19 protein-coding genes are annotated in these 21699 nt (G+C 35.5%); 3 read left to right on the top strand and 16 right to left on the bottom strand.

Going from position 1 to position 21699, the window contains the following annotated elements:
* Positions 1-80 precede the first annotated feature (80 nt).
* The 7 genes from Q0Y70_RS01610 to Q0Y70_RS01580 all read right to left on the bottom strand — a co-directional run bounded on the left by Q0Y70_RS01610 (position 81) and on the right by Q0Y70_RS01580 (position 9510).
* On the bottom strand, positions 81-926 hold the full coding sequence (locus Q0Y70_RS01610) for a PRD domain-containing protein (RefSeq protein ID WP_297815689.1): 846 nt from the start codon (positions 924-926) through the stop codon (positions 81-83).
* A 17-nt stretch (positions 927-943) separates the two neighbouring features.
* Positions 944-2389, bottom strand: a complete 1446-nt coding sequence (locus Q0Y70_RS01605) for a glycoside hydrolase family 1 protein (protein ID WP_297815687.1) — start codon at positions 2387-2389, stop codon at positions 944-946.
* Between the two features lie 19 nt (positions 2390-2408).
* On the bottom strand, positions 2409-4235 hold the full coding sequence (locus tag Q0Y70_RS01600) for a beta-glucoside-specific PTS transporter subunit IIABC (RefSeq protein WP_297815685.1): 1827 nt from the start codon (positions 4233-4235) through the stop codon (positions 2409-2411).
* Between the two features lie 189 nt (positions 4236-4424).
* The gene (locus Q0Y70_RS01595) at positions 4425-5738 is read right to left on the bottom strand and encodes a replication-associated recombination protein A (RefSeq protein WP_297815683.1); all 1314 of its coding nucleotides are present in this window, start codon (positions 5736-5738) and stop codon (positions 4425-4427) included.
* Entirely contained in the window at positions 5735-6586 is an 852-nt protein-coding gene (locus Q0Y70_RS01590) for a patatin family protein (RefSeq protein WP_297815681.1), read from the bottom strand. Before Q0Y70_RS01590 ends, Q0Y70_RS01595 begins: the two co-directional genes overlap by 4 nt.
* A 162-nt stretch (positions 6587-6748) precedes the next feature.
* Positions 6749-7789 carry an Abi family protein gene (locus Q0Y70_RS01585; RefSeq protein WP_297815679.1) on the bottom strand — a complete coding sequence of 347 codons (1041 nt, stop codon included), beginning with the start codon at positions 7787-7789 and terminating at the stop codon, positions 6749-6751.
* A gap of 356 nt (positions 7790-8145) precedes the next feature.
* Positions 8146-9510 (bottom strand): MFS transporter, encoded by a 1365-nt coding sequence (locus Q0Y70_RS01580; RefSeq protein ID WP_297815677.1) that lies wholly within the window; start codon positions 9508-9510, stop codon positions 8146-8148.
* A gap of 185 nt (positions 9511-9695) precedes the next feature.
* Between Q0Y70_RS01580 and udk the strand changes: the two genes are divergently transcribed.
* Positions 9696-10334 carry a uridine kinase gene (gene udk, locus Q0Y70_RS01575; RefSeq protein ID WP_297815675.1) on the top strand — a complete coding sequence of 213 codons (639 nt, stop codon included), beginning with the start codon at positions 9696-9698 and terminating at the stop codon, positions 10332-10334.
* Between the two features lie 35 nt (positions 10335-10369).
* On the opposite strand, the gene Q0Y70_RS01570 is transcribed toward udk, so the two are convergent.
* The 4 genes from Q0Y70_RS01570 to Q0Y70_RS01555 form a co-directional block, all read right to left on the bottom strand.
* Positions 10370-11164, bottom strand: a complete 795-nt coding sequence (locus Q0Y70_RS01570; protein ID WP_297815674.1) for a DUF4097 family beta strand repeat-containing protein — start codon at positions 11162-11164, stop codon at positions 10370-10372.
* A 104-nt stretch (positions 11165-11268) separates the two neighbouring features.
* A complete protein-coding gene (locus tag Q0Y70_RS01565) occupies positions 11269-11802 on the bottom strand; it encodes a PadR family transcriptional regulator (RefSeq protein ID WP_297815672.1) in 534 nt (177 codons plus the stop codon).
* 56 nt (positions 11803-11858) lie between these two features.
* Positions 11859-12395: a phenolic acid decarboxylase gene (locus tag Q0Y70_RS01560; RefSeq protein WP_297815801.1), complete on the bottom strand. Its 537-nt coding sequence runs from the start codon at positions 12393-12395 to the stop codon at positions 11859-11861.
* A 128-nt stretch (positions 12396-12523) separates the two neighbouring features.
* On the bottom strand, positions 12524-14455 hold the full coding sequence (locus Q0Y70_RS01555) for a PTS glucose transporter subunit IIABC (protein ID WP_297815670.1): 1932 nt from the start codon (positions 14453-14455) through the stop codon (positions 12524-12526).
* A 175-nt stretch (positions 14456-14630) separates the two neighbouring features.
* On the opposite strand from Q0Y70_RS01555, the gene treR reads away from it, so the two are divergent.
* Both treR and treC read left to right on the top strand, forming a co-directional pair.
* Positions 14631-15353 (top strand): trehalose operon repressor, encoded by a 723-nt coding sequence (treR, locus tag Q0Y70_RS01550; protein ID WP_297815668.1) that lies wholly within the window; start codon positions 14631-14633, stop codon positions 15351-15353.
* A 12-nt stretch (positions 15354-15365) separates the two neighbouring features.
* Positions 15366-17024 (top strand): alpha,alpha-phosphotrehalase, encoded by a 1659-nt coding sequence (gene treC / locus Q0Y70_RS01545; RefSeq protein ID WP_297815666.1) that lies wholly within the window; start codon positions 15366-15368, stop codon positions 17022-17024.
* A gap of 41 nt (positions 17025-17065) precedes the next feature.
* Here treC and Q0Y70_RS01540 read toward each other — a convergent pair whose 3' ends face one another.
* The 5 genes from Q0Y70_RS01540 to Q0Y70_RS01520 form a co-directional block, all read right to left on the bottom strand.
* Positions 17066-18658, bottom strand: coding sequence for an ABC transporter ATP-binding protein (locus Q0Y70_RS01540; RefSeq protein WP_297815664.1), 1593 nt, complete (start codon positions 18656-18658; stop codon positions 17066-17068).
* A gap of 134 nt (positions 18659-18792) precedes the next feature.
* Positions 18793-19446: an amino acid ABC transporter permease gene (locus tag Q0Y70_RS01535; RefSeq protein WP_297815662.1), complete on the bottom strand. Its 654-nt coding sequence runs from the start codon at positions 19444-19446 to the stop codon at positions 18793-18795.
* Positions 19447-19456: 10 nt separating this feature from the next.
* Positions 19457-20095: an amino acid ABC transporter permease gene (locus Q0Y70_RS01530; RefSeq protein ID WP_297815661.1), complete on the bottom strand. Its 639-nt coding sequence runs from the start codon at positions 20093-20095 to the stop codon at positions 19457-19459.
* Entirely contained in the window at positions 20092-20913 is an 822-nt protein-coding gene (locus tag Q0Y70_RS01525; RefSeq protein ID WP_297815659.1) for a transporter substrate-binding domain-containing protein, read from the bottom strand. The genes Q0Y70_RS01530 and Q0Y70_RS01525 overlap by 4 nt, the downstream gene beginning before the upstream one ends.
* A 9-nt stretch (positions 20914-20922) precedes the next feature.
* Positions 20923-21660, bottom strand: coding sequence for an amino acid ABC transporter ATP-binding protein (locus tag Q0Y70_RS01520; protein WP_297815657.1), 738 nt, complete (start codon positions 21658-21660; stop codon positions 20923-20925).
* Between the last annotated feature and the right edge of the window lie 39 nt (positions 21661-21699).

Here is a 21699-nt window from a genome sequence, read left to right as displayed (position 1 = left end):
GAAAAAATGACTATCAGTGCAAGGGCAAAAAGAAAAATAGGCTTAACCATTAGTTTTATAATAGTTAAACCTATTTTCAATTACTCCTTATCATGTGTTAAATTTCGTTGAATATGAATTATTAAATATGTCATTTCTTCATCCGTAATTTTTACACGATATTGCTTTTCTAAAAACTCCATAATTTTAATAGCTATTTTAGTTGCTTCAGGATATGAAGATATGACATGTTCATACATTTCTTTATCCTCAGTCGTTAATTGTTGCCCACGCAATAACCTTTCAGCAAAGAATTTTATATGAGTTAATAATCTCTGATAAGAAATAGAATCTTTATTCAGACCACTTTTACTACTTAAATTAATAATTCCAATCAAACTATTAATCAATTTTGTGATTTCCATACTATCTTGATTATTTTCCTGAGACTCTGCATTTATAATATGAAAAGCTATACTCGCCGCTTCCTCACGTGGAAGCTGGACATTAAAGTCATTATTTATTAAAGCCAATGCCCATTCACCAATTTCAAACTCACTAGGATAATAACTCTTTACTTCCCAATACAATTTATTTTTAAAAGTAAGGCCATCCTTATATCGGTCCAAACTGAATTTAATATGATCCATCAAAGAAAAAGTTAGAGATTTATTCAATGATCCGGAAATTTTAGATTTTGCTTTTCTAACTATTAGTCTGGTCACTTCAATTATACCTGGAGAAATATCGGAAAGCATACTTTCAATTTGTTGTAACTCAGGATTAGTTATTGGGACAAATACTTGATTAATATCATCACGTTTTAAAGCAGTCCCTGCTTTTTTGCCAAATCCGATTCCCTTTCCTAATACAATCAATTCATTCTCTGAATCATCTGTACATAATACGACACTTGAATTTAGCACTTTTTTTATTGTTAAACTCATATGGTCGCCTCCAACTTTTACAACTCTTCCCCATTTGTTTCAATTACATGCTTATACCAGTCAAACGAATCTTTTTTATATCTTTTACCTGTTCCATGGCCCTCATCATCTAAATCTACATAGATAAAGCCATATCTTTTACTCATTTGAGATGTGGACGCACTCACAAGATCAATTGGAGCCCAACTAGTATAACCCAATAGATCCACGCCATTGTCAACTGCATCCTTCATGGCTTTTAAATGTTCTTTAAAATACTTAATACGATACGGATCATGAATTGACCCATCTTTTTCTAGTTTATCATGAGTCCCCATACCATTTTCAACTACAAATAAAGGCTTTTGATAACGATCATATAATTCAATTAAAGATATACGTAACCCCACAGGATCCACTGTCCATCCCCATTCTGTAGCTGGTAAATATGGATTCTTACCTCCTACAACTGTATTTCCTTGGGTCATTTCAAGGCCAGACTCATCTCCAGCTGCGAGCATCGACATATAATAACTAAATGAAATAAAGTCAACCGTATTTTCGCGTAAAGTCGTTAAATCTTCGTCTGTAATATCTAATTGAATATTATTTTTCTTAAAATATTCGAGTATTAATTTTGGATATTCTCCTTTAACCTGAACATCTGCTGGATAATAATTCATGATATTTTTATTTAAAGCGGCTAAAACATCTTCAGGTTTGGCGATAGCGGGATAAGTAGTTAACTTGGTAAGCATACAGCCTACCATTGAGCCGGGAATAATTTTGTGCACTAATTTTGTTACTTGAGCAGAGGCTACAAATTGATTGTGCAAAGCTTGATATTCATCTTGTAAAAGATTTTCACTTTTATCTGGAATAATTCCTGCTGAAGTAAATGGATGGCGCGTAACACTATCAATCTCATTAAAGGTTAGCCAATACTTCACATCAGTGAAATTTTCAAAACAAACTTTTGCAAATTTAGTAAAACAATTAATTATTTTTCGATCAGCCCACCCATTGTATTTAATGGCTAAATTTAGAGGCATTTCATAATGAGAAAGAGTAATCAAAGGTTCAATATTATATTTATGGAGTTCATCGATTACTTTACGATAATACTCGATTCCCGCTTCATTTGGTTTACTCTCATCACCATTAGGAAATAAACGTGTCCATGCAATTGAAAATCTTAATGTTTTAAAACCTAAATCAGCAAATAATTTTATATCTTCTTTGTAGTGATGATACCCGTCAATACCACGACGTTTAGGGTAATCTTCATCAGATTTATCAGAAATTGCTTTTTCAATCTGAATAGAATCAACTGCTACATTCTTCTTATAATCCTTAACGTCAACATTAGCTTTATAAGTAGCTACATCAGCTACAGATAAACCTTTACCATCAATATTCCATGCCCCTTCGACTTGGTTTGCTGCAACAGCACCACCCCATAAGAAATTTTTTCTAAATGCCATATTCTTTCCTCAACTTTACTTAAGCTTGTGCCAAATTTCCATTATTATTTACGGTAGATGAACTCTCATTTTCTGGTGTTGGAAAATCAATTTTTTCATCATTGTATGTAGTAACTACCATCATTGTTGTTACATCGAATCCAGCTTCTTTTATTTTATCTAAGTCAAATTTGATTAATGTATCACCCTTTTTAACAGATTGCCCCTCTTCAACAAGTGGGTTGAAATACTCACCCTTTAATTTAACAGTATCTAAACCGATGTGGAACAATATTTCTGCTCCACCCTTGGTTTTCATACCTAAGGCATGGCCAGTTTCATAAACCATTAATATTGTACCATCTGCAGGTGCAACTAATTTACCTTCGGTTGGCTTTACAGCAATGCCTTCGCCTAACACACCATTTGAAAATACATCATCATTAACTTCATTTAATGCAATAACTTCTCCCTTTACTGGAGCAGCTAGTTTTTCTTCCGTAGGCTTTTTATCTTCTACAACAGCATCTTTCCATACAAATAATCCAATTATAAATGAAAGAACAATAGAGACAACAAACATAATGATTGCTTTGATTAGATTGGAAGGATCTGATTTATCGACATACATTGGTAAGCTGGCTAAACCAGGCCCAACTAATGCAAATGCCTTGATCCCCAATAAACCAATTGCTCCACCACCAATGAAACTAGATGCCATAACACCTAGCAAAGCACGTTTGTGTTGTAAATCAATACCATAAATAGCTGGTTCAGTAATTCCGAATAAAGCTGAAATACCTGCTGAAATCGCAGTTGAGCGTAATTTTTTATCCTTAGTTCTTACAGCAATCGCAAATGACATTCCGCATTCCGACATATTATGAGCTAATGATGCTGGTAAATATAAAAGTTCTTTCCCGGCAGTACTCATTGCAGCAACTGCGTAAGGAATTAACGCTTTATGCATTCCCATTGAAACCATGATTGGCAGTAATCCCGCAAGTAACGCGGTTGCAATAAATCCAAAATGATTAAATAGAAACATGATCACCGAAGTTAAGCCAACACCTAAGTAATAACCGATAGGTCCCAAAACAAACAATGTGGCTAAAACAGTCAAGGTCATCGAAACCATTGGAACAAAAAATACTCTGATTGGTTTAGGACTCCATTTAGTAACCCACTTTTCTAAAAAAGCGTAGAAAAAGACTGCCAAAATTGCTGGGAATACTTGTGAGGAATAAGTAATGTTAGTTATTCCAACACCTAAAAGATTCATACCTTTGCCAAGAGCTGTAACCATATCAGGTAATACTAAAGCACCGACAGCTGAAACAGCAACTAATGTATTAACATTTAATTTTCTGGCTGTTGTTATAGCAACTAAAATTGGTAAGAAGTAAATAGGAGCTGTACCTACAAAATTCAAAACTTGATATAGCGAACTTTTCTCACTCAGCCATCCTAGCATCCCGCAAAGCATTACCAATGCTTTCAGAACACCACCACCAGCAATAGCCGGTACTAAAGGTTGAAAGATAGCAATTAAATAATCTAGCGCAACTTGATACCACTTTTCCCTAGGTACATTACCCGTCTTTTTAGATAGGTCTAAAGTACCTAATTGTTTATTAACAGCATCATACATTTCTACAACATTATTGCCAATGATTACCTGGCATTGACCTGAAGCATTAACTGCTCCTAACACTCCATCAATTTTCTTTAATTCATCAAGATTTGCTTTATCATAATCAACCAAAGAAAAGCGCAATCTTGTTGAGCAGTGAATAAGTTTAGAGATATTTTCCTTTCCACCAACGTATTTTATGATTTGTTTTGCGCTTGCGGCATAATCAACCATAACTTTCCATCCTTTCTCATTTTCCATGTAAATAAAAAAGGATCCAAAAATGTATATAGGACACTTATTTCTTTGTCCTATATACATTTTTAGATCCTGCCTAATTTAATAGTTACATGTCTATCAAAGAGCTATATTCTTTTTACATTTATTATTGTAACCGCTTACTTTTGAAAAAGCAATATCTTTTTATTCATCATGTTCTTGGTGCCATTTCTGAATCTGTTCTAAGCGCTGCTTAAAGCGAATTTCGTGCCCTTGTTCAGTAGGAAAATAATATTCATGACCCACCAAATTATCTGGCATCGTCTGCATCGAAGTGATTTTATCCTTACTATCATGAGCATACTGATAATCTTTGCCATAGCCTTCTTGCTTCATTAGCTTGGTGACGCCATTTCTAATTTGCAAGGGTACTGGCTGATTCAGCGTATTCTTAACATCTTTAGCAACATTTTGGGTAGCCATATAAACGGCATTTGATTTTGGCGCTAATGATAAATAAATCACTAGTTCAGTCAAATGCACATTGCATTCCGGCATCCCTAAAAACTGACACGCCTGATACACATTGATCGCCAGATTCAATGCGTTCATATCAGCTAATCCCACATCTTCGCTGGCAAATCTTACACATCTTCTGGCAATATAAAGCGGATCTTCTCCACCTTCTAACATCCGAGTCAACCAATAAATAGCGCTATTAACGTCGCTATTTCTCATTGACTTGTGCAGCGCAGAAATGACATTATAATGATCTTCACCATTTTTATCGTATTTAAGAGTCTTACCGCCTAAAATTTGACCTAGTAAATCACCATCAGTTTCTACTTGACCCTCATCAGTGATATTGCTGTTTTCAACAATCATCTCTAACGTATTCAGTGCGCTGCGTGCATCGCCATCAGCAAAAATAGCAATTTGACGTAAAATTTTATCATCAAGCTGCAATTTTTGATCAAATCCATTTTCTAAGGCTCGCTTAAGCATTTGCGATATCTCTTGCTCGCTCAGCTGCTTTAACATAAAGACTCGACAGCGCGATAATAATGCAGAATTAACTTCAAATGAAGGATTTTCAGTTGTTGCCCCAATTAAAATGATCGATCCATTTTCTACAAAAGGTAAAAATGCGTCTTGTTGAGCCTTATTAAAGCGATGGATTTCATCAACAAAGACAATCGTTTTTTGTCCCAAATCTGCGTTCTTTTCGGCATCAGCCATTACTTTTTTGATATCTTTGATAGAACTAGTAACTGCAGAAAAAGAAATAAAATCTGCCTTTGTATGCTCGGCAATTACACGCGCTAGTGTTGTCTTACCTACGCCAGGCGGTCCCCATAAAATCATCGAAGGGACTTGATCTTGATCAATCATCTGACGTAAGATCTTACCTTTTCCTAGTAAATGACTTTGTCCAACAATTTCATCTAAGCTTTGTGGGCGCATCCGGCTAGCCAAAGGTTCATTATTTTTATTTGTAAAAAGTGATTCTTGTTTCATGATTGTCCCAAATATTTTTTTAATGCTGGCAATTGTTTAATCATTGTCCGTCTGCCAATTTCATATACCCGCTTTAACTGGGCTGGATCTTTTTCCATCGTCCCAATTCTTAAAGCTTGTGGCGGCTGGACGACAAATAATTTACTAGCTTCTTGCTGTCTTGCAATTTTGTCTAAAACAGCATTATAGTCGTCTGCTCTGGTCTTTAATCTCTTTAATACTTGCGGATATTTATGCAAAATCAACTTTAAAATCGGATAAGTATGTTTGTTAACCTTACGATAACTTTTAGGCTGCGTCAGTACTACTACATTACGATCATAACCACGTTTTTCAAAAAAATCGAGTGGAATAGAGTCACTAACTCCACCATCCCAATAATAGCGATTACCAATTTTGACGGGCCGCGCAAAAACTGGAATCGATGATGAGGCTCTAATCCATTGTAAATCAGCTGTCTGCCCCTTTACTAGCTTATGATAAACCGGCTGACCTGTTTCAACATCAGTCGCTACACACCAAAATTCCATCGGATCATGTTCAAAAGTTTGAGCATCGAAAACATCCAATTCTTCAGGCAATTCTCGATAACAAAAATCCGTACCATATAAATCACCGGTCTTCAGCCATGACTGCCAACTTGCTAGTCGTGGATCTCGTGCATAGCGAACATTATATCTTAATACTCTTGCCACTTGATGAGACTTGTAATTCACCCCAAAGGCAGCTCCAGCAGAAACGCCAATTGCACCATCGAATTTGATTTTATTTTCTAATAAGACATCCTGGACACCCGCGCTAAATAAACCACGCATGGCGCCACCTTCAAAAATTAAGCCAGTTTTCACTCGATCATTTCCTTTTATCTATGATAGGTTAATTTTATCACTCAAAAAGCCTATATAAAGAGATCTTAGTCCATTGGTCCACGTTGAAGGTCAAAGCCATTCCCCATAACAATAAGCTGTTTTGTCATCTCATTTACCTCTAGATTAAAATAGATATACATTTCAGTATTCAATCAGTACATAATCATTTGGCTTAGTCTTTTTTCTAAATAATTTTCTTATCGCTTCTTTATCACAAAAGCCATAATAAGATGGCTTCGTACAATCATCTAACAATTTATTTACAGAAATTTTTAAATCTTTATAAGCATAATTATTGTTAATCTTAGACATAAGCTTAACAATTATACAAAGCTGTAAAGCCAAGCGGTTGGTATAAGTCCCTGATTTCAACTTAACCAAAATGTCCCCCGTCTCTTTATCATGTTTATATTCTACAGGTACTTTAGCTTTTGTTTTAAGCTTGAAGTCAGCCAATATTCCATTATGACAACATATATTTCTAATCAAATTGATGCTTTCCAACCAGCTCACCAACTCATCTGTTTTACAATTGAAATAGTCTGAAATCATACGTTGATTACTTTTATTCATTAGTTTATACAAATGAATAGTTGTTCCTAATGTCAATTCATTCATAACTAGCCAAATAGGTGGATATATTTTTTCCGTATTTTCAAGAAAGTATTGTACATCTCTTGAATCAGACTTCCTTATACTGCGTTGTAGATTTTCTAAAAAGTTAGTTTGTTCTTTCTGGATAGCAAATTTATCCATATATTTTCCATGTAAAAACTTATTTTTTGTATTTCTCTGGCACCACAATCTAAAGTCTAAATATCCAAATGCACCATACTTTTTACCTAACACGCTTGCAATCTTAGTATTTAATGTAGTCTCAATATCCTCAACAGCATGCAGTACTGCCTGTTTAAGATGTTTGTCACGATAGTAGCGAGCAACTAAACCATCAAATGATAAATTTTCATACCGTGTTCCATTAAAATAAGGAACTGCATAATTTTTTAGATTATAATATCCAATAGTACTAATAGTTTTTAATTGTTTATGTAATTTCTCTCTTGGTTCTTCTTTAATCTTATGTACAGATAGTGATATTCCTGTGACACCACGCAATTTTAATAATGCTAATTGATCTGTATATCTAAGCGGAATATGATGTTCTTTCATAAATTTATGCATAAAAAAACCTTCGCGATAGGACGTATCCATTAAGCGAAGGGATTGATCTTTCTATAAATAGTCTAAAGTAATACGTCACTAAAATCAAATTATTTATCAATTTAATTACTTACTATTATATATGAAGGGTTTTTGTATATCAAACATACATTCGGTATAAAATGAATTTAATACTGTTACTTAGTAAACTATTACGAAAGCAAAAAGCTATCTTCTCAAACCAAGGGGTTCAAAAGATAGCTGTTGCTTCTATTAATCAATTCCATCATAATATGGAGTCTGTAAAACTAATAAAGCTAAACACCTAGTAATGCTTGACTTCACGTAGAAAAGCCCACTTTTCAGTGAGCTTTTAATTATTCTTTAGCTTTAGTCTTCTTCACGTCTAAAATCCAATTATACTTTTTAGTAAATACAATTAATAAAATGATACTTACAATGATATACAAAGCAGTTGCAATATAGTAAGCATAAGAATAACCGATTGGTTTTCTCAATAAGTAAAATTCTGTAAATAAGCCATCGACTATCCCAATAGCAGCATAAGCAATCTGCACTACTGCAGTAAAGGCTGGCCGCATATCCTTATCAACAATCACCATTTGCACTTCTTGCTGAATCGGCATTGTCGCATTGGCAAGTCCTGATCTCAAAAACAGCAAAACGCCAACCGTGATAAATAAAGTTACTCCTGTTCCAAAATTACGACCGTTAGCCATCATAAACATTAAAGGAGCACAAGTTAAAGTTCCTGCAGCTATAGAAACGATCGCACCTAGTTTTTTAGCTAAGAATGGTGCAAAGAAGTACCCAATAAACATCGCAGCGGTTTGGAAGGTATTGATAGTAGAAGTTATTCCCCGGGGAATATGTAAAAAGTCATTCAAATAAATCGGAATATATGGAACAACTAAGCGTGCTCCTAACTGAATTCCTGCAATATAAGCGATCCACATTAAGGTATCTTTATTGATCAAAGCCTTAAAAGCAGCTCTTTTTTCTTCGGGTGTCTCCGCTTTTTTCTTGTCGACAGTTCGGTAATCTTTTGGTTCATCTTTGATAAAGAAGGCCAAAAAGAATGCCAACATATTGAAGATAGCTGTGGCAATTAGCACCCAGCGGTAGGCATTAGTATAGTTGGTCAACATTATGCCTTGCATTGCTTGAGGGTGGGCAGAAAGTGCAGAAGCTGAATCATAAGAGATGCCTTGCAGCAGACTGAACAACCACACAACTGCTTTACCTCCAACAAAAGTCAAAATAGTCTGACAAACTAAGTTAACGACCATGACCACAGTAAACATCTTAGTTCTAATTTCTTTAGGTACATAAGACGTCCACATTAGTGGATACATCAAATCATACACGCCAATTGCTGTCCAAGAGATAATATAAGAAAGCATGATAATAACTTGATTTTGCGTAACTGTTGTTAAAAACAAAAAAATCGACGTCAATGGCGGTAAAACCAACAAAATCTTCCGATAGCCAAAATCATGCACAGTTACGATCATCAGCGACATCAGTAACGCCGTGATCGCATTAAAAATATTTAAGCCTGAAATCAAATGCGGTGCAACAATATCAAAATAAGATAATGCCGCATCGTTGGTAATTCCCGTTACTGCTCCTAAAATGCCGTAAATCCACAAGTATAGGTAGACATTTCTTTTATAACGGGGCTTCCATTGTTTGATGATGGCTTTTTCTGAAGCTGTCACAAATATAACCTTCATTCTATTTAGATATTTTATAACGTATATTTTGCAGCATTTCTATAACTAACCAATTTTATATTAATCCTCTTTAAGAAAAAATGCACAAATTCTTGCAAACTTTTTGATAAACGCCCCATTTCACTCAATTTTAGAGTATTATTGTTATAGTTTAAAAAAGGAGAACAGGAATGCTTAAGAGTAAACGCCCTATTATCATCGGGATTGCCGGTGGATCCGGAAGTGGAAAGACAACAATTGCCCATGAAATCTATGATCAATTGCAACAAGACGATCACATTTTAATAATGACTCAGGATTCTTATTACAAGAATAATGATGATCTTTCGATGTCTGAAAGAAAAAAGATCAACTATGACCATCCAGATGCTTTTGATATGCCATTACTTGTTGAACAATTACAAGATTTGATGGCGTACAAGTCGGTAGAAACACCAGTTTATGACTTTACCGTCCACACTCGCTCTTCGCGCACTATCCATACTGAGCCTGCTGATATCATTATCTTAGAAGGTATTTTGGTACTAGCTGAAGAAGAGTTGCGGAATTTAATGAACATTAAAGTTTTCGTTGACACAGATGATGATATTCGCTTTATTCGTCGTCTAGAGCGCGACACTCAAGAACGTGGCCGCAGCGTGGAATCAGTTATCAACCAATATTTAGCAACAGTTAAGCCAATGTATAATCAATTCATCGAACCTACTAAGCGATACGCTGATATTATCGTCCCAGAAGGTGGAGAAAACACAGTTGCTATCGACATGCTGACAACCAAGATTCGCTCCGTTTTAAGTGATGTCCAATAATCAAAAAAAGTTTGCATATCTAATGCAAACTTTTTTTATTGGATTACGTTATCACCATCGACTGTCGACATCGTCAAAACATAGCCGCTGGGATCGGGATCATTTTCAATGACATTTTGACCATTAATTGTATGAAGCTGGGCTTTTTTAACATTAACGCTCCAAACAGTATTGGTCCCTTCGATATTTTTAACTGTATAATCGCTATCAAAATGAGCATGATCTATTGTCAGATTTCCACACTTTAAATTGATATCACCGCCAGCAATCCGATCATCAGTTAAAGAAACATTGCCATTAGCTACTGACAAATGCATATTTGATAAAGTAGAGCCAGAAGCTTTGATTTCACCATTATAAGTAGATAATTTTCCGTCACCTAACTTACTATTTCTCACAGTCACATTCCCGTCACTTGTTTCAAGCAAAGCTTCACTAGCTTGACTACGGCGCACACGCACGCGGCCTTGACTGGACTTAAGAAAAACTCTTTGACTATCAATATCTACTAATTCGATATTACCTTCGTTTGTCTGAATATCAATACTCGTTAGCATTTGCTGCGATGGAAGCGTAATTGTTAATACTTGCTCTGAATTTTGGAAAGATTGGATTATGTGGTTTTTTTGTTTAAAAAATGCATTCCTGTCTTTTTGCATAAGATGAGGTACTAAACTATCTTTACCTAAAAAAGTTGCCTTAAAATCAGCTCCGAGTTCTACAACAACACTGCATTGCATCAACTTAATACTTAAGCTAGAAAAAGCCTTGAGATCAAAAGTGTGGTATGCAACATCATCATCTTTTTTTGCAAATAGTTTAAAAAACATTAACTCACCCCATATAAAATTAAATTTATATTAATTATATTAATAATTGATGGCTTTTTCAAATATTTTTTCATATTCAAATAAAAAAAGACAGCGTCCAGATTTTAACGCTGTCTTATTGTTTTCAGCCAAGCTATTTGGCTTTTTAGGCGAGCCAAGGCACGTTGCAAAATTAAATAGTGACCATAATGAGCACTAATTTGCTGCGTATTGCTAAAAAGCAAATTTTGCCTATCTTGTAAGTGCTCTAACTGGTCAGTTAATAATTTTAACTGTGCATTTACGAGGATTGATATACGGGGATCATTTTCTTGATCAATAAAAAACAGCTTCAAGGAAAACAGATCTTCATTGACTGGGAGCTCATTAACTGGCTGTCTAATCCATTTTGCCAATTCTTTTCTTCCTAAATCAGAAAGATAGTAGTACTTTTCTTTATCATTATCACTATCAGTCTTTTTTTCGATCCAACTTGATTCTTCCATCTTTCTTAATTCTGGATAAACCTGACTATGGGCTGCTTTCCAAAATTCTCCAATTTCATTGGTAAATTGATTAGTAATTTCTTTCCCTGTGCTACCTGGCTTTTGGCTTAAGATTCCTAAAATGATATAAGGTAAAATTCTTTTCTTCGGCATTTGATCACTTCAATTCTTTCACAACCAGTTTAGCGAAAAAACGCCTTATTTTCCACCTATTTATTTAGAAGGCGGTAATTTTCGTCATAGTAATTACCGTTTCTAATATCATCAGTCATGCCATCATAAGGAGCTTGGGCGATTACTTCTTCATTATCTCTACCAGCATCCCCAATATAAGTAATCCTTGCAAATTCAGGCACAACTAACTTAGGATAAGTTTCATATTTTTCACGTGATTCATGCATTAAATCAATATGTTCATTTTGAAAGCATACAGTAATTTCAGGATGATTTTGAACCCACTTGGGAAAGAAAATAGTACCGTTCAACTTATGCTCATTTGGTACAAAATCTAAAGCCACATCAGTTCCAGTAGGTTCTGTCCAAGCAATTTTATAAACGCCTTCAGTTAACAAATTAATATGAGCTTCTTGATCCTTCACCCATCTACCTTTTACCATACCTCCATGAATACGATAATCTACAGTGTGATCATTTTTACAGTACCATTCATATTCCCAGCCATTGTCATAAGTATAGATAAAGTGAGTTCCAACAAAGTCATCTAAAGTTTTAAATTTCTTGTTCATCTTATTTAAATTAGCCATATTTTTCTCCTTTATTTTATGTTTTTATCGACACAAAATATTATATGTCGTTATCTACACAAATGTAAGCAAAAAATAAAGAGGCATCCTAAGCCTCTTTATCTTTTCTATTAATTAGTGCCTGGTCTCTTCTTCTTAGCGACCTTTGCACCTTTAGTCATATTGTCATTGTAGCCCCAAACCCATGTTACGGCAAAGGCTACGATAATTGTTACTAAACTAGCGATTAAGAAAGTGTAGAAACTTGATAGATCCGTTGGGTGCTTTGGATTGAAGAATGATGAGAATCCAATTAAACCACCGGTAAAGCCATACATTGTACCGTGCATTAATCCAGTAATTAAACCACCAAATGCAGAACCAATACATCCTGAGATAAATACTCTCTTGTATCTCAAACTGATACCATAAACAGCTGGCTCAGTAACCCCACACATTGCGGAAATTGTTGAAGCAAAACCTAATTCTTTTAAGTCTTCCTTCTTAGATTTAATAGCAACTGCTAATACTGCAGCACCTTGAGCGATCATTGATGAACAAATAATTGCGTTTAATGCACTTTCACCGCTACCCGCAATTTGTTGGGCAACAAGTGGCACAACTCCCCAGTGAAGTCCGAAGATAACAAGCACTTGGTAAAAGCCACCAATAATGAAGCCACCAATCCAACCAGATGCATGAACTAACCAGTTAATGAAGACTGCAATTCCGTTAGCCACGCCTTGGATAATTGGACCAGTTACAGTTAAAGTCAAAAGTGATACTACTAAAACTGTAATTAAAGGAACAAAAATCATTTGTAAGTATGATGGCAGCCACTTCTTAAGCCAAACTTCACATTCCTTAGCAAGCCAAGCTGCTAAAATCATTGGGAAGATTGAGTAGGTATAGTTTAAGAATTCAAACTTAATGCCGCCTACTTCAAACATTGTCTTAAATGCCTTACCCCATTCAACTAATTGTGGATAAACTAAGGCTCCACCAATGACAGCTGCGATAATTGGATCCGAATTTAATCTTTTAGCTGCACAGTAACCAACAAGAATTGGTAAGAAGAAGAATGACGCATCAGCAATTGCACTGATTGTGATGTAAGGTGTGCTCTTAATACTTAACAAGCTTCCTAATTGTGGCAAAGTCAAGAGAGCTAAAATACCTTTAATAATACCAGCTGCAGCAATTACACCGATGATTGGACTCATTGAACCAGTAATAAATCCAATTAAGTTACCAAAGCCGCGGCTAATTGGATTCTTACCGTCGTCTTTTGGTTGTGGAGTTTCTTGATTGCCGAGATCGCCGAGCTGTTTGACTACTTCGTCATAAACACTAGCAACTTCGTTACCAATAACAACTTGATATTGACCTGAAGCATGCATTACATCCAAAATTCCGCGTTGGTCTTTTAAGGCATCATCGTCAGCTTTACTTTCATCTTTTAAATAAAAACGTAGTCTAGTGATACAGTGGATCACATTATTAATATTATCTTTGCCACCAACTTCCTTAATAATGAAAGTTGCTAAATCTTTGTGAGAAAGTTTTTTACTTGAAGGTTGACTAGCTTGTTTTTCATCTTTCAAATAAGCAGTTGCAACTACTTGTCTCGCATCAGCTTTACCTTCAGTTACATCTAGGCCTGCTAACTTGTCAGCTGAATTAGTGATTAAAACCATAATCGTGGTATCTAAACCCTTAGCTTTAATCTTATCTAAATCCATTTCAGCAATTGGCTGACCAGCTTTTATTTCTTGATCGTTTTTGATCTTGATTTCAAATGGTTCACCTTTTAATCCAACAGTATCAACACCCATGTGGACTAATACTTCTAATCCATCATCAGTTACAATTCCAACAGCATGCTTACTGTCTGCAATCATTGTTACTTTACCAGCAACTGGAGCGACAACATGACCATGTGTTGGTGTTAAACCAAAACCTTGACCCATTGTTCCTTGAGAAAAAATTGGATCAGAAGTTTTTTCTAAAGCAATAACTGCACCGGTTGCTGGTGCTAATAAGTTAATTGTTTGATCTGCCATAATTCATTCTCCTCTAGATGAATTCGTTTTCATAAATTTCAAGTATTATATTATACTTGTCTATACATGTTGTCAATATTTTTTTTGAAATAGTTTTCATTTTCAATATAGAGCTATTTATTTTATGCTTTACATGTCTAGTCAAGTGCGTATAATAAAGACTGAGGTGAAAAATATGCAGTCAAAATCTGATATTATTGCCCAAGATCTGGCAAGTAAAATAAAGCATCAACTTTATAAGCCTGGCAACTATATTCCCAGCGAAAATCAACTGACTGCTTTATATGGCAGTTCGCGCGAAACGGTGCGAAGAGCTTTAGATCAATTGACAGAATTAGGCTTAATTCAAAAGATCAAGGGCAAAGGTTCACTTGTCTTGAACCTAGAACGTTATAGCTTTCCTATTTCTGGAATTACCAGCTTTGCGGAGTTAAATAAAGATTTAGACATGCGAGCTGAGACTAAGATATTAACCTTTGAAAAATGTTCTCAACTTCCAGAAAAGTTTCTTCCATACTTTAGCGAAGAAAAAGATAGCAAAGGCACGCATGTGGAACGCTTGCGTATCATTCAAGATCAACCGGATGTTTTGGATTGTGACTATTTATTAAATCCTCCAATTGCAGATATTCCGAAAAGTGCCGCTGAAAAATCTATTTATCAATATTTAGAAAACGATCTAGGATTAAGTATTTCCTATGCCACTAAAGAAATCACCGTCACCAAAGTTGACGACCATATTCAAAAATTATTGCAGCTTGATCATGAATTAGCTGTTTTAGTGGCAAGTCGCAATTATTTAGAAGACACAACCAAATTTGAGTTGACCTTGTCTTATCACAGACCTGACAAATTCAAATTCGTTGATTTTGCACGAAGAAAACATATTAAGTTATAGAGGGATCTAATTATGAACAATTTAGGCAAAAAAGTTATCTACCAAATTTATCCAAAATCTTTTTATGATTCAAATAACGATGGAATCGGTGACTTACGAGGCATTATCGAAAAAATTGACTACATCAAAAAATTAAACGTCGATATGATTTGGTTCAACCCATTTTTTGTATCACCACAAAACGATAATGGCTATGATATTGCTGACTATAAAAAAATCGACCCACGTTTTGGCAGTATGGCCGATTTTGAAGAATTAGTCGCAAAATTAAAAGAAATCGGCGTCGGTGTAATGCTTGATATGGTACTAAACCATTGCTCGACTGAACATGAATGGTTCAAAAAAGCCCACGCTGGTGATAAAAAATACCAAGATTTCTTTTACTTGAGAAAAGGCAAAGATGGCAAATTGCCAAACAACTGGCAGTCAAAATTTGGCGGCAGCGCTTGGGCCAAATTCGGCGACACTGATTATTACTACCTTCACCTTTATGATCCAACCCAAGCTGACTTGAATTGGCATAATCCTGAAGTTCGTAAAGCCTTAATTGATGTAGTTAACTTCTGGCGCAGTAAAGGCGTCCATGGCTTTAGATTTGATGTAATCAACGTTACTGGAAAAGATGAAAAATTAGTAGATTCTATCAACCCTACCCAAGAAAAGAGCCTCTACACTGATACTCCAATTGTGCAAGAATACTTGAAGCAGTTGAACAAAGAATCATTTGGTCAAGATCCAGATAGTGTAACTGTGGGTGAAATGTCTTCTACTACAATTGAAAATTCAATTGCTTATACACGACCTGAAGATCATGAACTATCAATGGTCTTTACCTTCCACCATTTAAAAGTTGACTATAAAGATGGTGAAAAATGGTCCATCATGCCGTTTGACTTCAAAAAGTTAAAGGACATCTTGCTGACTTGGAATTCCAAGATTGATCAAGGTGGCGGCTGGCAAGCCCTATTTTGGAACAATCATGACCAGCCTTGGGCGTTGAATCGCTTTGGAAATACTGGTAAATATCGCGTTCAATCAGCTCAAATGCTCGCTTTAGCACTTCATCTTCTTAAAGGGACGCCATATATTTATATGGGCGAAGAATTGGGAATGATTGATCCGCACTATAATTCAATGAAAGATTATGTCGACATCGAAGCTCTTAACGCCTACCAAGAACTGCTTGATAAAGGAATCGATAAAGATCAAGCCTTCAAGATCATTAATGCCAAAGCTCGCGATAACTCGCGTGTTCCAATGCACTGGGATGATTCTGAATATGCTGGCTTTTCGAAGGTCAAGCCATGGCTAATGCCAACTGATCAAGATAGAATCAATGTTGAAAAAGAATTATCCGAAGGATCAATCTTTAACTTCTATCAAAAACTAATTAAGCTACGTAAGAGCGAAGAATTAATTTCTGATGGTCATATTAAGCCGCTACTTAATGACCACCCAGATGTTTTAGCTTATGAAAGATATCTAGATAATAGTGATCAAAAGATCCTTGTTTTCGCTAATTTCTTTGCTAAAGAAACACAAGTCGATATCCCAGCTGAGTTTGCTGAAAAAGATGGACAAGTGCTCCTCAGTAATTACTCACAAGATCTTAGCAAACTAGGTTCTAAATTAAAACTTAAGCCATACGAAGGACTTGCCTTTAAAATTTAGATAAGCAAAAAGCTATATCCTGCTTTTGGGATATAGCTTTTTTAGCATATTTCTAAACGTTTCTCACCTAGATTGTCTTCTTGGTCATGGCTAATCATAATTATCAAATGATCTTGAGCAACCTTTTGCAAGAGTTTAATAATATCTTTTTTCATGCTGGGATGGATATTAGCTAGCGGTTCATCCAAAAATAGACAATCTACATTTTCTTTCGTCAATGCAGAATATAGCTTCACTAATTGCAGCTCTCCTGACGATAAGTGGTCCATAGGAGTAGCGAGCAATTTTTCAATATTGAATTTTTCAGAATAAAAAACTTTTGTAAAATTACTATCTCCTTCTTTGAGCTGCTGCCCCAAATACTCGCCAACACTGCATGTTGGAATACCGGTATCTTGAAAGACAAAACTCATCTTATTCTTTCTAAGATCTTGCCGGTCGACTTTTTCGCAGATGTTACCATTAATTAAAATATCACCTAAAATTTGGCTATTGTAAATTCCACTGATTGTCCTCAAAAGCGTTGATTTACCAACACCATTTTTACCTGTAATTGCGTAAAGACCAGGCGCTTGGAATTTATAGCTAACAGTGTTATCGAAAAGATATTTATCTTGACCCAGGCTGATGTTAACGCCTTTTAAATCAATACTTTGGACTGAATTCAATTTCAGGTCTCCATCTTTTTGAGCTTTTATCTCCAGTAAAGTTGACATTCTCTTATAAGAAACATTGGTGGCTTCTAACTTCACCAAAATTGAAAAAAGACTGTCCGCATGAGTTAGTAACTGATTGAAATACTGCAAGATAATTGAGAAATAACCAATAGTGATGCGACCAGCAATCACAGCTAGCCCTCCCCACACAAAAAGAAAAATTTGGAAAATTAATTGAATTCCAATTTGTAAGACCGACATAGCATAGTTAAGAGTAAAGTCTTTTTTACCAATCTTTAGTAATTTCGTCTCCACCTTGTTTAAATTAGCTTGATTTTGATTAAACGTGCCTTTACCCTTGATCTCAACATATCTGCTAAACCAATCTGATAAACCCGAAAAATATATATTGTAGATATTTTTCAACCTCAAGCTCACTTCATACATCCGAGGCTTCAAGAAGAAATAACAAATTGTATAAACTGCTAGCAGACCTAATATTATCCAAAAGTAGATTGGATTAGTTCTCACCAAAAAAACGAAAATTATCGCAAATGAGAGGATTAAAGATACTATTTGACTGACCGTTTCAAATAAAAACGTGATTATCGCATAGATATCATCGTTAAGCTGATCAGTTAGCTTGATTGGATCGTTTTTTAAGATTTCTAGAGTATCTTTTGAATATAGGTTTTTGATAACTAGATTATTTGCATCTAAGCTAGCTTTCCTAGAATCTAGAATTTGAATTCGATTAACGAAATAAGTAAACAGAATGCGGGATAAACTTAAGCTGATGATCAAAATCAAGATCTTGAAGAAGTTGCTTTTGTCTTGATTGTAAACTAAAGAGTTAAGCAGCATCCCTTCTAAGTAGATATTAAAAGTGATCACCAATGTATTTAAAATGGTCAAAATTTGAAGAAACAGTAATTTAGACCGATATTGTTTAAAAATGGCTTTACCGAGTGTTCTCATACATTTTTATCCAACTTTCTTTAAAATTAGATAAATTATAATAGATTTAAATTAGATTTTCCACATATTTTTTAATTTTGTGCAAAAAAAGAGCCTCGAAGCTAAAGTAACTTCGAGGCCTTTGAATATATCTTTTACGCATACTTATTTTGCAAATGCTTAGCAATCATTGACAAGCTAAAACATACTACAAAATACATTACCGAAATAATCACGTACATCGGAATCAAATATGTTGTGTTTTGACTATAAATGATCTGTGCGTGGAACAGCAATTCTGGCAACACAATAATTGTCGCAAGTGACGTGTCTTTTACTAAAGAAACAAATTGCGAAAGTAGCGACGGAATCATCTTTTGCAGGGCTTGCGGAATCACCACATGATACATTGCCTGCATGTAAGTCATCCCGTTTGAACGTGCACCTTCCATTTGACCTGGATCAACAGCAGCAATCCCGCTGCGCACAATTTCAGCTAACATTGCTCCTTCAAATACCACTAAGGCAATGATTGAAGCAACCGTCGGATTAGTGACGATCCCTAGCTCGGGCAAGCCAAAGTAAGTGAAGAAAATAATTAACAAAAGTGGCAAGTTACGGATAATATCGATCACAAAGCCGACGATTGCAGAAACATATTTAATTTTCACATAACGGATAAAGCCAAAAACTAATCCTAAGATAAAACTCAAAACAATTGAGATTAATGACACGTAGATTGTTACCCATAAGCCTTGAAGCAAAAAGCGGATATCAATCCATGAATATGCATGAATAAAAGTTTCCATATTTCCCCTCCTAGGCTAATTTCTTTTCTAAATGACGCATGTAATAACTAAGTGGCAGAGTCAATACTAAGTAAAATAAACCAACCGCCATATAAGTATTAATTGTCTCAAACGATGAAAAAGCAATTACATCGGCTTGATACATCAAGTCAAAGCCAGCTACGAAGGCTAGAACTGATGAGTTCTTAATTAAGTTAATGAATTGATTTCCAAGTGGTGGAATAACAATCTTTAAAGCTTGCGGCAAGATGACATAGCGCATTGCTTGAGTATAAGTCATCCCATTAGAACGCGCACCTTCCATTTGACCTTGTCCTACCGAATTGATCCCGCTGCGTACAGTTTCAGCAATAAAAGCTGATGTATAAAGCGTTAATCCGATCGTTCCGGCTGCAAAGCCAGACACTTTAAACCAGAGCTGTGGGACCACTAGATAAAAAATCATCGTAATAACTAACAGAGGGATATTACGGAAGATTTCGATATAAATGTGGGCAATCACGCGAGCAAACTTATTTGGAGCAACTTCTAAAAGTGCAAATCCTACTCCCAAAATCAAGCTGAAAAATAAGGCGATAATACTACATAAAATCGTGTTCCAAAAGCCAGACAAGAACTCTGACCAGTGATTAACCAAAATATTGATCACTGCTTTTCAACCTCCTTAATATCAAATCCTGCGATGCCGCCAAACCACTTTTCGATTAAGCGATGATATGTACCATCTTTTCTTAATTGTTTTAAAGCTGCGTTTAAATGATCACGCATCTGACTTTGACCTTTGTTAACGGCAATTCCATAAGGTTCACTAGTATAAGTACCCCCAACTAGCTTAAAGCCCTTATTTTCACGTGCAATTCCGGCAAGCAAGCCATTATCAGTCGTCATTGCTTGGCCTTGACCTGCTTTTAGAGCGGTGAAGGCTTGTCCATAATCATCAAATTCTAAAACTTTAGCCTTAGGCGCAAATTTTTTCACATTATCAACTGCTGTTGTTCCCTTGACAGCTAAAGCAGTGCGGCCATTAAGATCCTTAACATTTTTTATTGGTGAATTATCAGGAACTAAAAGTGATTGGCCAGCGTTGAAGTATGGGGTTGTAAAATCGACTTGCTTTTTACGGTCTGGCGTAATCGTCATTGTCGCCAAAATGGCGTCAATGTTGCCATTTTTTAAAAGCGGAATTCTTGTTTTGGGCGTTGTTTGAACAAATTCAGCCTTCGCGTTTTTGCCATACATTTGCTTAGTTAAGGCGTTAGCTAAATCCACTTCAAAGCCTTCAATCTTGCCAGTCTTAATACTCATTAAGCCAAACAAACGCGTATCAGCCTTAACGCCCCAGACGATTGTTTTATCAGCTTTTGTTTCTTGATAAACATTTCTGTGAGCATTTTGGGCGCATCCACTAAGTGTCAAAACTACTGCGATAGCAAAGACTGCCGTCAAAAATTTGAACCATTTTTTCATAAGCAGTACCTACTTAGCAATAACCTTGCTCAAAAATTGTTGTGCACGTTCGGTCTTAGGATGAGCAAAGAACTCTTCTGGATCACTATCTTCTAAAATTTGCCCTTGATCAAAGAAGATCAAGCGATCACCTACTTCACGGGCAAAGCCCATTTCATGCGTCACCACTACCATCGTAATGCCTTGTTCTGCAACAAACTTCATTACGTCTAATACATCTTGAATCATCTCTGGATCAAGGGCACTAGTTGGTTCATCAAATAAAATTGCCTTTGGACGCATAGCAAGTGAACGCGCAATTGCGACACGCTGCTTTTGACCACCAGATAACTGTCTTGGATAGCGATCAGCCCAATCTGCTAGACCTACTTTTTCTAATAAATTCATAGCGATCTTTTTATTTTCTTTATCTTCTCGATGAAGCACGATTTTTGGTGCTAATGTGATATTTTCAAGCACTGTATGATTGTCATATAAATTAAAGTGCTGAAAGACCATTCCTACATTTTTTCTAATTTTGTTTAAATCAGTCTTCTTATCTGCTAAGTCATAGCCAGTAACTAATAATTGCCCCGAATTAATTGGCTCTAATCCATTCATGGTCCGGATCAAAGTACTCTTACCAGAACCAGACGGTCCAATAATTGAAACAACTGAACCTTCTTCAATTGAAAGGTTGATATCTTTAAGTGCATGATACTTTCCGTAATACTTGTCAACATGCTTAAATTCAATAATTGCGCTCATTTTTAACTCCCTTCAACTTCTTTAACTATTAATCTTCAA

The organism is uncultured Lactobacillus sp. (assembly GCF_947367085.1).
Lineage (GTDB): Bacteria > Bacillota > Bacilli > Lactobacillales > Lactobacillaceae > Lactobacillus.
Note: the sequence above shows the minus strand (reverse complement) of the source record. Positions and strands in the feature narration are given on the sequence as shown.

Excerpts from the sequence above, each read along its gene's own strand:
- Q0Y70_RS01610 (WP_297815689.1), bottom strand. The coding sequence starts at position 926 with ATGAGTTTAACAATAAAAAAAGTGCTAAATTCAAGTGTCGTATTATGT.
- Q0Y70_RS01605 (WP_297815687.1), bottom strand. The coding sequence starts at position 2,389 with ATGGCATTTAGAAAAAATTTCTTATGGGGTGGTGCTGTTGCAGCAAAC.
- Q0Y70_RS01600 (WP_297815685.1), bottom strand. The coding sequence starts at position 4,235 with ATGGTTGATTATGCCGCAAGCGCAAAACAAATCATAAAATACGTTGGT.
- Q0Y70_RS01595 (WP_297815683.1), bottom strand. The coding sequence starts at position 5,738 with ATGAAACAAGAATCACTTTTTACAAATAAAAATAATGAACCTTTGGCT.
- Q0Y70_RS01585 (WP_297815679.1), bottom strand. The coding sequence starts at position 7,789 with ATGCATAAATTTATGAAAGAACATCATATTCCGCTTAGATATACAGAT.
- udk (WP_297815675.1), top strand. The coding sequence starts at position 9,696 with ATGCTTAAGAGTAAACGCCCTATTATCATCGGGATTGCCGGTGGATCC.
- Q0Y70_RS01570 (WP_297815674.1), bottom strand. The coding sequence starts at position 11,164 with ATGTTTTTTAAACTATTTGCAAAAAAAGATGATGATGTTGCATACCAC.
- Q0Y70_RS01565 (WP_297815672.1), bottom strand. The coding sequence starts at position 11,802 with ATGCCGAAGAAAAGAATTTTACCTTATATCATTTTAGGAATCTTAAGC.
- Q0Y70_RS01560 (WP_297815801.1), bottom strand. The coding sequence starts at position 12,395 with ATGAACAAGAAATTTAAAACTTTAGATGACTTTGTTGGAACTCACTTT.
- Q0Y70_RS01555 (WP_297815670.1), bottom strand. The coding sequence starts at position 14,455 with ATGGCAGATCAAACAATTAACTTATTAGCACCAGCAACCGGTGCAGTT.
- treR (WP_297815668.1), top strand. The coding sequence starts at position 14,631 with ATGCAGTCAAAATCTGATATTATTGCCCAAGATCTGGCAAGTAAAATA.
- treC (WP_297815666.1), top strand. The coding sequence starts at position 15,366 with ATGAACAATTTAGGCAAAAAAGTTATCTACCAAATTTATCCAAAATCT.
- Q0Y70_RS01540 (WP_297815664.1), bottom strand. The coding sequence starts at position 18,658 with ATGAGAACACTCGGTAAAGCCATTTTTAAACAATATCGGTCTAAATTA.
- Q0Y70_RS01535 (WP_297815662.1), bottom strand. The coding sequence starts at position 19,446 with ATGGAAACTTTTATTCATGCATATTCATGGATTGATATCCGCTTTTTG.
- Q0Y70_RS01525 (WP_297815659.1), bottom strand. The coding sequence starts at position 20,913 with ATGAAAAAATGGTTCAAATTTTTGACGGCAGTCTTTGCTATCGCAGTA.
- Q0Y70_RS01520 (WP_297815657.1), bottom strand. The coding sequence starts at position 21,660 with ATGAGCGCAATTATTGAATTTAAGCATGTTGACAAGTATTACGGAAAG.